Source organism: Arthrobacter echini, assembly GCF_004803505.1.
Taxonomy (GTDB): Bacteria; Actinomycetota; Actinomycetes; order Actinomycetales; family Micrococcaceae; genus Arthrobacter_D; species Arthrobacter_D echini.
On record NZ_SSWH01000004.1, the window covers coordinates 16,824 to 30,717 of the forward strand.

Consider the following 13,894-nt stretch of genomic DNA (forward strand, 5'->3'; position numbering starts at 1 on the left):
AGATCCTGACACCGTGCATCTGAAGAGTCTAACCGTGCGCGGGTTCAAGTCATTCGCCTCGGCGACAACCTTCGACTTCGAGCCCGGCATCACCGCCGTCGTCGGTCCCAACGGATCCGGCAAGTCGAACGTGGTGGACGCGCTCGCCTGGGTGATGGGTGAGCAGGGTGCCAGGAGCCTGCGCGGCGCCAGGATGGAGGACGTCGTCTTCGCCGGGACCTCCGCCCGCGCGCCGCTCGGGCGTGCCCAGGTGGTCCTGACCATCGACAACAGCGATGGCGCCCTGCCGATCGACTACACGGAGGTCACGATCTCCCGGACCCTCTTCCGGACGGGAGGTTCCGAGTACGCGATCAACGGCAGAGCATGCCGGCTCCTCGATGTCCAGGAATTGTTGTCGGACTCGGGTCTGGGTCGGGAGATGCACGTGATCGTGGGCCAGGGCCAGCTCGACAGGGTGCTGCACGCCACGCCGGAGGAGCGCCGCGGTTTCATCGAGGAGGCCGCAGGAATCCTCAAGCACCGTCGGCGGCGGGAGAAGACGGTACGCAAGCTCGAAGCCATGCAGACGAATCTGGCTCGGCTGTCCGATCTCACCGCCGAGCTTCGACGGCAGCTGACCCCCCTGGGCAAGCAGGCAGAGGTCGCGCGCCGCGCCCAGCAGGTGCAGCTCGCCTTCCGGGACGCGCGGTCGCGTCTGCTCGCCGACGATCTGGTGAGTCTGCGCGAGGCCCATGACCGGGAGGTCGCGGCGGAGGCAGAACTACAGGCGAAGCGCTCGACGCTCGAGGATCAGCTCGCCGTGGGCCGCGAGCGGCAGCGCGAGCTCGAGCAGGACTCCGCCGCAGCTGCGCTCCACCTCGAAGGAGCGAGGGAGTCCTGGCACGGGCTCTCCGGTGCCCGGCAGAAGCTAGCAGCCCTCGCGGTGCGAGCGGAGGACCGGGCGTACCTGCTGGAACAGGGCGAGTCCAGCCCGGATAGGCGGACCGACCCGGACCGGCTCGATCGCCACGCCGCGCAGGCGCGGGCGGAAGCCGGTACGCTGCAGGAGCAGGTCACCGCGAATGCCCGAGCGCTCGAGGACGCTCTGGTCCATCGCACGGAGGCGGAGGCAGCAGCCTCGCAGGAGGATGCCAGACTCGCCGGCCTCCTGCGCTCCGCGGCCGATCAGCGCGAGGCGATGGCGAGACTCACAGGAACCGTCGGCGCGGCGCAGACCCGGGTCGACGCCGCAGTGGCCGACCTGGCACGACTGCGTGCCTCGATCAGCGCAGCCGAGGAGGACCAGCGAACAGCCGAACGCGCGTTCGCAGCACTCGAGGGTCAGGTCCGGGTGGACGAGGCCGGCGAAGCAGGGCTCGACGCCGAGTACGAGAAAGCATCCGCGATTCTGACGTCCATCGGCGCGGAGCTGGAATCACTCCTCGACCAGGAGCGTCGGACCGATCGTGAACGCAGTTCCCTGGCGGCCCGACTCGAGGTGCAGCGCGAGGGGCTGCTCCAGCGCGATGCCGCAGGGACACTGCTCGACGCCGGACTGGACGGTGTGCTGCAGCCGCTCTCCGACGTCCTGCAGGTGGCTGCGGGTTACGAGCGGGCGCTCGCCGTCGCGCTCGAGGAATTCAGCGACGCCGTGATCGTCGAGAGTCTCCCTGCGGCGCTCGCTGCTCTCGAGCGGGTCAGGCGCGACGACGCCGGTCAGGTCTCGCTCGTGATCGCGCCGGGACACCGCGCGGTCCAGCGCGGGGACATCGAGCCCGGCACCGCGGATCGCACGGCGGAAGCACAGGAGGGCGTCGCCGGTGAGGGTGCTGTTCCGTTGCTCTCGGTGGTCGCAGCCCCACCCGAGGTCCGGGCCGCGCTCGAGAGTCTGCTGGGCGGGCTCGTGGTGGTGGACGATCTCCCGCACGGCGTCCGCGCGGTGGAGAGCGGATCAGCTCGCGCAGCGATCACCCGGACCGGTGAGGTCCTGTCCCCGCACACGGCGCGCGGCGGCTCAGCCGGGGCGCCGGCGTATCTCGAACGGCGCGCGGCCGCCGAGCAGACCCAGGCTGAGCTGACGCGCGCCGTCACGGCAGCGGAGGACATCCGGGTTCGTCTGGGCACGGTGCGCGGACGTCACCGGTCAGCCCGGCAGCACGTCGACGAGGCACTGGGACACCTGCACGACTCCGATGCGAGAATGGCCGCGCTGACCGAGAAACTCGGTCAGCTGAACGCGACCCGGCACTCGGCCTCCGGCGAGAAGGACCGTCTGGATGCTCTCCTGAGCACCGCCCGGTCGACGCACGAGCGCGAGGTCACGAAGCTGGCGGACGCCGCACGAGCCCTCGAACGACTCCGCGAGCGTCCTGTGGAGACCGAGCCGTCGACTCAGCGGCAGGAGGAGCTCCGGCAGGCCGCCGCCGAGGCACGCCAGGGTGAATTCGAGGCACGCCTGACCCTGCGCAGTAGCGAGGAGCAGCTCTCGGCCCTGAAGAATCGGGCCCTGTCGCTGGAACGGGCGGCGGGTGACGAGCGCCGGACGCAGGAGCAGGCGGCCCGCAGGGCCCGGATCCGCAGGGCCCAGGCGCTCAGGGCCGGTGCAGTTGCCCGGGGTGCACGGCAGGCGGAGGAGTACGCGGCTGCGTCCATGGCCGTGGCCGCCGAGAACCGGACCACCATGGAACAGTTGCGCCGCGACCGGGACATGCAGCTGCAGGAGATCCGGCGGAGGAACACGGATCTCGGTGAGGACCTGGCTCGACTGACCGATGCGGTGCATCAGGACGAGCTCGCTCGCACGCAGCAGAGACTTCGGATCGAAGCCCTGGAGAAACGGGTGCTCGAGGAACTCGGGCTGACCCCGGATCATCTCGTGGCGGAATTCGGCCCCCACCGTCCTGTCCCGGAAGATGCGGTGCACGAGGACAGGTGGGCCGAGCTGCGCGCACCGGTCGACGACGCCGGTCACCCCGTCCCGACGGGGCGGCCCTTCGTGCGCAGCGAGCAGGAGAAGAGACTCAGGCGGGCCGAGAAGGACCGCGCCGCGCTCGGAAAGGTCAATCCCCTGGCGCTCGAGGAGTTCACGGCACTCGAGGAACGGCACCAGTTCCTCAGTACGCAGCTGGCCGATCTCGAGGACAGCCGCAAGGATCTGCTCGAGATCATCCGGGAGGTCGACGAGCGCGTGGAGCAGGTCTTCGCGGCGGCCTACCAGGACACCGCCGAGCAGTTCGAGCGCGTCTTCGCCGCCCTCTTCCCCGGGGGAGAGGGCAGGCTCGTCCTCACCGATCCCGAGGACATGCTCTCCACAGGCATCGAGGTGGAAGCCCGGCCGGCCGGCAAGAGGATCAGGAGGCTCTCGTTGCTCTCGGGCGGGGAGCGTTCCCTGACGGCGGTTGCCCTACTGGTCGCCATCTTCAAGGCGCGCCCCTCGCCGTTCTACGTCATGGACGAGGTCGAGGCAGCGCTCGACGACACGAATCTCGGTCGGCTCATCGCGATCCTGCAGGATCTGAGCCGGACCAGCCAGCTGATCATCATCACGCATCAGAAACGGACGATGGAGATGGCCCACGCCCTCTACGGCGTCACCATGCGGGGCGACGGCGTATCGACGGTCATCAGCCAGCGCCTCGCAGCGCCGGCTGAATACTGAGCACGCACGCGTCGAGCCCGCTCAGTCCGTGCCGTCGGAGGAGGCCCCTGCCTGCTCGCCACTGGTTTTCCGCGACTTCGACAGGGTCTCCCTGGCGCCGAGCCAGACCACGGCGGCGAGCAGGGCGATGGCGCCCGTGGTGATGAAGGCCAGATCGTAGGAGCCCACCCAGAGCCGGTCGATGATGATCCCGGCCACGATCGGGCCGAAGATGGCGCCGAGGTCGGAACTCATCTGGAACGCGGCGAGAACCTTCCCCCCGCTTCGGTCCCGACCGATGACGTCGGCCACAGCGGCCTGCTGCGCCGGATTGAGCAGCCCCGTTCCGATACCGCCCACCACGCAGATCGCCAGGAACACGACGACGTTGCCGGAGAACCCGAGGGCGGCCATCGCGAGCCCGTTGATGATCAGGCCGGTGATCACGAGAGGTTTCCGGCCGGCGCTGTCCGTGAGGCGCCCGGAGACGGTGAGGGCGAGAGCGGTACCGGTGGCGAAGAACGCCAGGGACAGTCCGGCGATCTCGGGGCCGGCACCCAGGACCGCCGAGGCGAACAGGGGCACCAACGCGATCCGGATGCCGAACGAGGACCAGCCGTTGGCGAAACTGGACACCAGCGACGCACGGTAGGCGGAATCGCGGAGTGCGACCCCGACGGTCAGCGGCGCCTGCTTGCGCGCTGCCTGGCGATCGGCGAGGGAGGTGTCCTTCAGCTGGAAGAACACCACGGCCGCGGCGATGAGCAGTGTCACGGCGTAGACGAGGAACGGTACGCGGAGCCCGAACCCCGCGAGCAGACCGCCGATGACGGGTCCGCCGATGTTACCGAGGAGGAACGCGGTGGCGTAGGCGCCGGAGACCCGACCGCGGATCGCCGAAGGGGCGAGTCGGACGATCAGACCCATCGCGGAGACCGTGAACATGGTGGACCCGATACCGCCCAGGCCGCGGAAGATCAGCAACTGCCAGTAGGAGGCGGCGAACCCGCTCGCAGCGGTGGAGAGTGCCACGATCAGCAGGCCGGCAATGTACACGGGCCGTTCCCCGGCCCGCTCGATCAGCCACCCGCCTGCCGGCGCGAACAGCAGGCGCGTCAGGGCGAAGGCGCTGACGATCACCGATGCCGCGGTCACCCCGACGTCGAAGCTCTGGGCGAAGGCGGGCAGGATCGGTGCGACGAGCCCGAAGCCGATCGCGATCACGAAGGCTGCTGCGATGAGGACCTTGATCTCGCGCGGGATCGGCTGCTTCTCGACGGCGGACCGGCTGGATGACGGCCGCCTCCTGGAGGGATCGCCGGGGGAGGGGTGTCTGCGCGTGCGTGGGGAGCCGGACATGGTTCTCGCATTCTCTCACTGTCCGACGACCCGTGATCACGGACGAGTGGTCACCGGTCGTCGGACAGGTGGGCGGGATGAGCGCTGTGAGAAGGTGGATCGGTGAATGAATTACTGCTGCCCGTCATTTTCATCGTCCTCGCCATCGCCGTCATCGGCTCGCTCATCACGCTACTCGTCCGCGGCCGACGCACACCGCCGGGGCTGTACTCGTCGCCGCGTGATCCCGATGACCGCGTGGAGCCCGGACCGCACGGTGCCACCTCCACGGATGTCCTGGACCGCCCCGACGGCACCACGACGGACGTGCTCGTCCCCGACGATCTCAGCGGCCTCGAGGAGGCACCGCCCGCTCCGGGACTGGACCTCGTCGACCCGGTACAGGGCAGGCTCGCCCGCCTCCGGGCGCGGCTGGTGCGCTCCAACAACGCCCTCGGCAAGGGCCTGCTGGCCCTGCTCTCGCGGGACAGGATCGACGAGGACGTCTGGGACGAGGTGGAGGAGACGCTCCTGCTGGCGGATCTGGGAACGGACCCCACCATGGAGCTCGTCGATGCACTGCGCGAGCGCGTGAAGGTAGCCGGCAGCCGTGACGCCGCGGAGGTCAAGGGCATGCTCCACGAGGAACTCGTCAAGCTCGTCGACCCGGCCATGGACCGATCGCTGGCCACCGAGCGCCATGTGGACCGCCCCGCCGTCGTGATGGTGGTCGGCGTGAACGGTGTGGGGAAGACCACGACGGTCGGCAAGCTGGCCCGCGTCCTGGTGGCTGACGACAAGGATGTGCTGCTCGGAGCTGCGGACACCTTCCGTGCAGCCGCGGCGGAGCAGCTGGCCACCTGGGGTGCGCGGGTCGGCGTGCCGACCGTCAGGTCCGACGTCGACGGCGCCGATCCCGCCTCCGTGGCGTTCGACGCCGTGAAGGCCGGCATCGAGCAGGAGGTCGATGTGGTCCTGATCGACACGGCAGGGCGTCTGCAGAACAAGGTGGGGCTGATGGACGAGCTAGGGAAGGTCAAGCGCGTCGTGGAGAAGCACGGTGCCGTGGATGAGGTCCTGCTGGTGCTGGACGCGACGACGGGCCAGAACGGCCTGAATCAGGCCAAGGTCTTCGCCGAGGTGGTCGACATCACCGGGATCGTCCTGACGAAACTGGACGGTACGGCGAAGGGCGGCATCGTCGTGGCCATCCAGCGCAGCCTCGGGGTACCCGTGAAGCTCATCGGGCTGGGGGAGGGCGCGGACGACCTGGCGCCGTTCGAGGCCGAAGAGTTCGTCGACGCCCTCCTGAACTGAGCATCTCGGCCGGTGTCAGCGGACCGTGAGTCAGCTAGCACCGGCGGCGCCCGGCTACTCGCCGCGCGAGGTCGGCCAGGCCTCCGGCCCGGCCGACCCGGCGGTGTACTCGTCGAGTGGAACCTGGCCCTGGGACCACGACTTCAGAACGGGGTCCACGATGCGCCAGCAGTCCTCGGCCGTGTCACCGCGGACCGAGAGCGTGGGATCCCCGGCGAGGACACCCTCGAGCACCTCGCCGTAGGGGAGCAGATCGGTGGCGTTCAGATCGGTACTGAGGGTGGTGCGGTCCAGTGAGAAGATGTCGCCCGGACCGTTCACGTCGATTTCGAGCTGCAGTGTGTCGGGGCCGAAGCCGATGCGCAGTTTCGTGGGGACGTCCTCACCCTTGAAGCCGGTGGGCAGATGGCTCACGGGCTTGAACGTCACCACGGCCTCCTTGCGCGTGACTCCGAGGGCCTTGCCGGAGCGAAGGATGAACGGTACCCCCGACCACCGCTCATTGTTGATCGAGACGGTGATCTCGGCAAGCGTCTCCGTGTTGTTGCCGGCATCGACGCCGGGCTCGGCCGTGTAGTCGGAGACCGTCCGATCGCCGATCCGGCCCGCGGTGTACCGGGCACGCCGACTGCTGCCCGGGGCGTCGAGATCCACCGAACTCGCGCGTAGGACGGAACCGATGTGGTCGCGCAGATCCCGCTCGTGCAGGGTCGACGGCGCGTTCAGGGCCAGCAGAGCCATGACCTGCAGCAGATGACTCTGGATCATGTCCCGCAGGGCACCGGCGTGATCGTAGTAGCGGGCACGGTTCTCGAGGGCGAGTGCCTCGTCGAAGAAGATCTCGACCTTCTCGATGTGGAGATTGCTCCACACCGGCTCGAGGATGCGGTTGGCGAAACGCAGTCCGAGGATGTTGAAGACCGTGGCCTTACCGAGGAAATGATCCACGCGGTGGATGTTCTGCTCGGGGACGACCTTCGCCAGCTTCTCGTTGAGCAGGTGGGCAGAGGCCTGGTCCGTGCCGAACGGCTTCTCCATGACGAGTCGCGTGCCCTCGGGCAGGGAATCGGCACCGAGAGCATTGAAGGCCTTCTGGCTGACGGCCGGTGGCAGGGCGAAGTAGATGGCGACCGGGCCGTCGAGGGTTGCCACGAGATCGGCCAGACCCGGCTTCGTCACGTCGAGGAAGTGATAGGAACTGTCATTGCGGACCTGCTGCAGTGCGGCCCGCCCGGCGTCGTCCGCCTTCTCCATCGCCAGGGCGAACGAGCCGTCGATGCGCTCGTGCCAGTGCTCGTTCGTCCAGTCGTCGGAGCCGGCACCGACGAGCTTGAGGCCGTCAGCGCGCCCGAGGCGGATCAGCCGGGCCAGTCCGGGGAGCAGGAGGCGGCCCGCCATGTCACCGGACGCGCCCAGGACCAGCAGCGTCTTCACGCGGGTGTCCGCTTCGGCGGGGATCGAATCGTGTTCTGCGAGTGAGTGAGTGTCCACGCCCTCACTGTGCCATGACTTCCCGGGCGTGTCCCATATTGTCCCCCGTCATTGTTCCCCGTCATTGTTCCCCGTCCAGGTCACCGGGCCGCGCAGGTACTGCCCGGCGCACATTCGTGGGCACATGCCCTGTTGATACCCTAGGGAACCAGAGTCTCCATCCTTTCCCGATGAAAGAAGTTCACGGCACGTGTTCAATTCACTTTCCGACCGCCTGACTGCGACCTTCAAGAACCTCCGTGGCAAGGGGCGGCTGAGCGAAGCCGACATCGACGCCACGGTCCGCGAGATCCGGCGCGCCCTGCTCGACGCCGACGTCGCCGTCTCCGTGGTTCGCGCCTTCACGGCGTCCATCAAGGAGCGCGCGCTCGGCCTCGAGGTGTCGCAGGCGCTGAATCCCGGCCAGCAGATCGTCAAGATCGTCAACGAGGAACTCGTAGGGATCCTCGGCGGCGAGACGCGGCGCATCCGCCTCGCAAAGAATCCGCCGACGGTCATCATGCTGGCCGGACTGCAGGGTGCAGGCAAGACCACCCTGGCCGGGAAGCTCTCCACGTGGCTCAAGGGGCAGGGGCACAGCCCGCTGCTCGTCGCGTGCGACCTCCAGCGCCCCAACGCCGTGCGGCAGCTCCAGGTCAACGGTGAACGCGCCGGCGTACCGGTCTTCGCGCCGCACCCCGGTGTCAGCTCCGAGTTCGAGGCGGCCACCGGCGACCCCGTGGCCGTGGCCCGCCAGGGCGTCGCCGAGGCGCGCGCCCGCCTGCACGACGTCGTCATCGTGGACACGGCCGGACGCCTCGGTGTCGACGCCGAACTGATGCAGCAGGCCGCGGACATCCGGGCGGCGATCAGCCCCGACGAGGTGCTCTTCGTGATCGACGCGATGATCGGTCAGGACGCCGTCACCACCGCACTGGCGTTCAGCGAGGGTGTGGACTTCACGGGCGTGGTCCTGACCAAGCTCGACGGTGATGCGCGCGGCGGCGCGGCGCTCTCGGTCGCGTCCGTGACCGGCAAACCGGTGATGTTCGCCTCCACGGGTGAGGGGCTGAAGGACTTCGAGCTGTTCCACCCTGATCGGATGGCCTCGCGCATCCTCGACATGGGCGACATCCTGACCCTGATCGAGCAGGCGGAGAAGTCCTGGGACAAGGACGAAGCGGCCCGGATGGCGAAGAAGTTCGCCGACCAGGAGGACTTCACCCTCGACGACTTCCTGGCGCAGATGCAGCAGATCCGCAATATGGGCTCCATGAAGAAGATGCTCATGATGATGCCCGGCGCCGCCAACATGCGGGAGGCCCTCGAGAACTTCGACGAGCGCGAGATCGACCGCGTCGAGGCGATCGTGCGCTCCATGACTCCGCACGAGCGTGTTGCGCCGAAGATCCTCAACGGCTCCCGGCGCGCGAGGATCGCCCGCGGGTCGGGCGTGCACGTCTCCGAGGTCAACGGACTGCTCGAGCGCTTCGCGCAGGCGCAGAAGATGATGAAGAAGATGGCCTCCGGCGGCGGTGTCCCCGGCATGCCCGGGATGGCCGGACCCGGTGGTTTCGGTGGAGCCCGCAAGAACAAGGCCGTCGCGGCCAAGGGGAAGAAGAAGCCGCGCTCGGGCAACCCGGCCAAAGCGGCGCAGGAGGCCAGGGAGGCCGAGGAACGGCGCGTCGCGGCCCGCAGCGCTGCGCCCTCGGGTGCGGCGTTCGGCGGCCAGCAGGACTTCGATCCCTCGGCGATGAATCTTCCGAAGGGCTTCGAGAAGTTCCTCGGGAAGTAGCCCCGGTGGTACGGGTCCGGCCGACGGTGAACCGGGAACGGACGTGAGGCCCGGGCGCATGGTCCTCGTCCACGGCGCAGGCTCGTTCGGTGCAGCGGCATGGCCGCGCCAGCACGGACTGTCCCTGGAGTTCGATTGCCTGTATGTGCGGCGCCACGGGTTCTCGGAGACGGAGGCACCGCTGCCCACCGACCATGAGCGCGACAAGGCCATCATCGCCGAAGCACTCGGCGCCGGGGGACACGTCGTCGCTCATTCGCAGGGTGCGGTCGCTGCCATGCTGCTGGCTGTGGAGCGCCCGGATCTCGTGCGCACCCTGACCCTGGTCGAACCGGCCTGCTTCTCGCTGACCGCGGAGTTGCCGGCGACGAAGGCGCACATCGAGCTGGTGGCGCCCCTGTTCGCCGAACGGGAGAAGATGTCGGACGAGCAGTTCCACCGGGAATTCGTGCGCCTGGTCCTCTCCGCCGATGCCCGTGAACCCACCACGGAGGCGGCCCGCCGCTCGGCGGCGAGGCTGCGACTCCAGAGTCCGCCCTGGGAGGCGCCCCTGACGATCGTCCCCGGTGTGCCCACGCTCGTGCTCACCGGGGGGTGGGAGCCGCTCTACGAGGAGGTCGCCGGGTACCTGGCCGGCACGGGGGCCATCCATCACCACGCGCCGGGCGGTCACCGTCCGCAGGATTCGGACGAGGGGGACACCCTCATCAGGACGTTCCTGCGCTCTTCCGCTCAGGCCGAAGTCGCCTAATGCAGCACCGTCTGGCACAATGAATCCGTACCCGATCCGCATGGCCCCTCTCTCCGTGCGCGCATCGTGTCCTGAAGAACCCCCATGAATGGCCCGCCCCACGGGAGCAGGATGACGGGTTCGCCCCTTTTCATTTACAAGGAGTGACCACACCAGTGGCCGTAAAGATTCGCCTCAAGCGCATGGGCAAGATCCGTGCACCGTTCTACCGTGTCGTCGTCATGGACGCACGCTCCAAGCGTGATGGCCGTGCCCTCGAAGAGATCGGCAAGTACAACCCCACCGAGGAGCCCTCGTTCATCGAGATCGACTCGGACCGGGCCCAGTACTGGCTCGGCGTCGGTGCGCAGCCGACGGAGCAGGTCTCCGTCCTGCTCAAGATCACCGGCGACTGGCAGAAGTTCAAGGGACTCAAGGGCCAGGAAGGCACCCTGAGGACCAAGGCATCGAAGGAGCAGTTCGTCGCTCCCGACAAGGGCTCCGTGATCGTCCCCGAGGCCATCACGCCGAAGGCGAAGAAGAGCGACGACGCCGCAGCGGAAGCGACCGAGGCGGAGTAGGTTGCTGGCCGAAGCCCTGGGGCACCTCGTCCGCGGCATCGTCGACAATCCCGACGCCGTGCGGGTCTCCGCGAGGAACGACCGCCGCGGTGAGACCCTCGAGGTCCGCGTGCACCAGGAGGACCTCGGCCGGGTGATCGGCCGCCAGGGCCGCACCGCCCGCGCACTGCGCACGGTCATAGCAGCCCTTGCGGACGGTGAGCCGGTGCGCGTGGACGTCGTCGACACCGACCGCCGCCGGAGCTGAACCGCACCTGAACCACGGAGCACGAGCGCTTCTGATCGGCCCCACCACCAGGACCTGGCGGTGGGGCCGTTCTCATGCACGACCCCCATCGATTTCAGCAGGAGCACCACCATGGACGTACTCGTCGCCAGGATCGGCAAGCCGCACGGCATCAAGGGCGAGGTGACCGTGCAGCTGTTCACCGACGCGCCCGAGGACCGCTTCGACACCGGCGAGGTGTTCCGCGTCGAGGGAGCGGCCGTGACGGAGCTGACGGTCGGGCAGGCCCGCTGGAACAAGGACATCCTGATCGTCGGGTTCGAGCGGATCGGCGACCGGAACCAGGCGGAGACCCTCCGCGGCGCCCGGCTGTTCATCGACACCTCCGAGGTCCAGGACGAGGACGACGACGCCTGGTACGAGCACGAACTCGTCGGCCTCGATGCCCGGGTGGACGGCGTGTCGGTCGGCACGGTCACCGCGCTGCGGACCATGGCGGTGCAGGATCTCCTGGTCGTCGAACTGACCGACGGACACGAGGCCTACGTGCCGTTCGTCGGCGACATCGTGCCCGAGGTGAACCCGGAGGAAGGGTTCATCGTGATCACACCGCCCGCAGGGCTCTTCGAACTCAACACACCGGGCTCGAACCAGGCGCCCGACGACGGCGACGGCGTCGATGACGGTTCCGGGGCACGTCCGGGGTCCGGCGAGGCGCTGCGCTAGTGCGCATCGACGTCGTCTCCATCTTCCCGGAGTACCTCGCGGCGCTTGATCTCTCCCTCATCGGGAAGGCGCGCCGGGACGGCGTCCTCGACATCCGTATCCACGATCTGCGGGACGCGACGACCGACCGGCACCGGACGGTGGACGACACTCCGTACGGCGGCGGGGCCGGGATGGTCATGAAGCCCGAGCCGTGGGCGCAGGCGCTGGAGTCTGTACAGGCCTCGGCTTCCGTGCCACGACCCACGCTCGTCGTCCCGTCGCCGGCGGGGGCGGTCTTCGACCAGGCGATGGCCCACGACTTCGCCGAGCTGGACCACCTCGTCTTCGCCTGCGGCAGATACGAGGGCATCGACGAGCGCGCCATCGACTGGGCGCGGGAGTTGTTCGACGTCCGTCCGGTCTCACTCGGTGACTACGTGCTCAACGGCGGGGAAGTGGCCGTCCTCGCGATGGTGGAGGCCGTGGGCAGGCTGATACCCGGCGTCGTCGGGAATCCGGCCTCCCTCGTGGAGGAGTCGCACGCGGACGGACTGCTGGAGTACCCCGTCTACACGAAGCCGTCCTCCTGGCGGGGCCGGGAGGTCCCCGAGGTGCTCCTGAGCGGCAATCACGCCAGGATCGCTCAGTGGCGGCGACTCGAACAGGTCCGACGGACAGCGCAGCGGCGGCCGGATCTGCTGTCCGGGCTCGATGCGCCGGCGTTGACCGACGAGGAGCACGCGGCGGTGCGTGAGGCCGGAACCGGGCCGGACGACGCTCGGCGCTGACCGGGGCAGCATTAGCGGTTGGCCCGGCCGCTGTGGAATAATCGGTGCCTGTGTCCACTGGGCCGGACCCTGCCACAGGGGGCGTCCGGTCGACAGTTCCACACCGGCCTGCCGAATCATCGGACCGGCCGGACATCCCCTTGCCGGAGGTATTGCCGGGACCTACGTGTCCCGTCCTTGCCGCCGTGACCCACGTGAATGACCTGTGGCGTTCATCAGGAGCACCAATATGCATATTCTCGATTCCGTCGATGCCGGATCCTTCCGCAACGACGTCCCGGACTTCCGCGCGGGCGATACCGTCAACGTCCACGTCAACATCATCGAAGGCAGGAACACCCGCGTCCAGATCTTCAAGGGTTTCGTCCTCGGCCGCCAGGGCGATGGTATCCGCGAGACCTTCACGGTCCGCAAGGTGAGCTTCGGCGTCGGGGTGGAGCGGACGTTCCCCGTCCACAGCCCGGTGCTCGAACGCATCGAGGTCGTCTCCCGTGGCGACGTACGTCGCGCCAAGCTGTACTACATGCGTGATCTGCGCGGCAAGGCTGCGAAGATCAAGGAGAAGCGCGACCCCAAGACGCTCAAGTAGCTGGTGCACGAACCCCCTGCCGCCCGGCCGACGACCGGGAAGCACGCGAGACGCCGGTCCCGATCCGTGGGCTGGCGTTTCGTGCTCTCCGCCGTCGTCATCGCGACGCTCGTCACCGGACTGGTCCGGGGCTTCCTCGTGGATGTCTACTTCATTCCGTCCCCGTCGATGGAACCCCTCCTCAGCGAGGGCGACCGCGTCCTCGTGGACAAACGTGCGGGTACTGCCGGGCAGGTGCGGCCGGGAGAGATCGTCGTCTTCGACGGCAGGGGGTCCTTCGACCCGATCACCGACGATCGGGAGCTGCCCGAGCGCCTGCTCGCAGCCACCGGCCAGTGGCTCGGAGTCAGTGGTAGCGACACCGTCTACATCAAGCGCGTGATCGGGGTCGGCGGTGACCATGTGCAGTGCTGCTCGAAGGAGGGGGACCTGACCGTCAACGGCTCCGTCCTGGACGAGCCGTACCTCTACCCGGGCGACCGAGCGAGCGACGACGACTTCGACGTCGTCGTGCCGGAGGGGCGTGTGTGGGTCCTCGGGGACCACCGTGCGGTGTCGCAGGACTCGCGGTCACTGCTCGGTGCGCCCGGCGGGGGACTCATCGCCGAGGATCGGATCATCGGGAGGGCCTTTCAGCTAGTCTGGCCCCCTGGACGGTTTGCGCCGATCCCGGGTTCGGCCGCCTGAGCCGGTCGGAACTGCGGGGAGCAGATCAGTGCGCCGGGCCCGCGAC

Annotated in this window: 12 protein-coding genes; 10 read left to right on the forward strand and 2 right to left on the reverse strand. The window is 68.6% G+C overall.

Translation table 11 applies throughout. The features are described 5' to 3' along the window. Positions 1–13 precede the first annotated feature (13 nt). Positions 14–3,640 (forward strand): chromosome segregation protein SMC, encoded by a 3,627-nt coding sequence (gene smc / locus E8P82_RS05655; RefSeq protein WP_136453540.1) that lies wholly within the window; start codon positions 14–16, stop codon positions 3,638–3,640. Between the two features lie 21 nt (positions 3,641–3,661). On the opposite strand, the gene E8P82_RS05660 is transcribed toward smc, so the two are convergent. Continuing rightward, a complete protein-coding gene (locus E8P82_RS05660; RefSeq protein WP_136453541.1) occupies positions 3,662–4,978 on the reverse strand; it encodes an MFS transporter in 1,317 nt (438 codons plus the stop codon). A 102-nt stretch (positions 4,979–5,080) separates the two neighbouring features. On the opposite strand from E8P82_RS05660, the gene ftsY reads away from it, so the two are divergent. After that, positions 5,081–6,274 carry a signal recognition particle-docking protein FtsY gene (gene ftsY / locus E8P82_RS05665; RefSeq protein WP_136453542.1) on the forward strand — a complete coding sequence of 398 codons (1,194 nt, stop codon included), beginning with the start codon at positions 5,081–5,083 and terminating at the stop codon, positions 6,272–6,274. Positions 6,275–6,328: 54 nt separating this feature from the next. On the opposite strand, the gene E8P82_RS05670 is transcribed toward ftsY, so the two are convergent. After that, positions 6,329–7,765 carry a glucose-6-phosphate dehydrogenase gene (locus tag E8P82_RS05670; RefSeq protein WP_281275774.1) on the reverse strand — a complete coding sequence of 479 codons (1,437 nt, stop codon included), beginning with the start codon at positions 7,763–7,765 and terminating at the stop codon, positions 6,329–6,331. Positions 7,766–7,955: 190 nt separating this feature from the next. Between E8P82_RS05670 and ffh the strand changes: the two genes are divergently transcribed. The 8 genes from ffh (at position 7,956) to lepB (ending at position 13,848) form a co-directional block, all read left to right on the forward strand. Beyond that, entirely contained in the window at positions 7,956–9,539 is a 1,584-nt protein-coding gene (ffh, locus tag E8P82_RS05675; protein WP_136453543.1) for a signal recognition particle protein, read from the forward strand. A 43-nt stretch (positions 9,540–9,582) separates the two neighbouring features. Beyond that, positions 9,583–10,290, forward strand: coding sequence for an alpha/beta fold hydrolase (locus E8P82_RS05680; RefSeq protein WP_136453544.1), 708 nt, complete (start codon positions 9,583–9,585; stop codon positions 10,288–10,290). Positions 10,291–10,445: 155 nt separating this feature from the next. Continuing rightward, positions 10,446–10,850, forward strand: coding sequence for a 30S ribosomal protein S16 (rpsP, locus tag E8P82_RS05685; RefSeq protein WP_136453545.1), 405 nt, complete (start codon positions 10,446–10,448; stop codon positions 10,848–10,850). A 1-nt stretch (position 10,851) separates the two neighbouring features. After that, positions 10,852–11,097 carry an RNA-binding protein gene (locus E8P82_RS05690; RefSeq protein ID WP_136453546.1) on the forward strand — a complete coding sequence of 82 codons (246 nt, stop codon included), beginning with the start codon at positions 10,852–10,854 and terminating at the stop codon, positions 11,095–11,097. A 111-nt stretch (positions 11,098–11,208) separates the two neighbouring features. Then, positions 11,209–11,802, forward strand: coding sequence for a ribosome maturation factor RimM (gene rimM, locus E8P82_RS05695; RefSeq protein WP_136453547.1), 594 nt, complete (start codon positions 11,209–11,211; stop codon positions 11,800–11,802). Beyond that, positions 11,802–12,572: a tRNA (guanosine(37)-N1)-methyltransferase TrmD gene (trmD, locus tag E8P82_RS05700; RefSeq protein ID WP_136453548.1), complete on the forward strand. Its 771-nt coding sequence runs from the start codon at positions 11,802–11,804 to the stop codon at positions 12,570–12,572. The genes rimM and trmD overlap by 1 nt, the downstream gene beginning before the upstream one ends. 229 nt (positions 12,573–12,801) lie before the next feature. Continuing rightward, the gene (gene rplS / locus E8P82_RS05705; RefSeq protein WP_136453549.1) at positions 12,802–13,161 is read left to right on the forward strand and encodes a 50S ribosomal protein L19; all 360 of its coding nucleotides are present in this window, start codon (positions 12,802–12,804) and stop codon (positions 13,159–13,161) included. A 3-nt stretch (positions 13,162–13,164) separates the two neighbouring features. Next, entirely contained in the window at positions 13,165–13,848 is a 684-nt protein-coding gene (lepB, locus tag E8P82_RS05710) for a signal peptidase I (protein WP_246020998.1), read from the forward strand. The last annotated feature ends 46 nt before the right edge of the window (positions 13,849–13,894 follow it).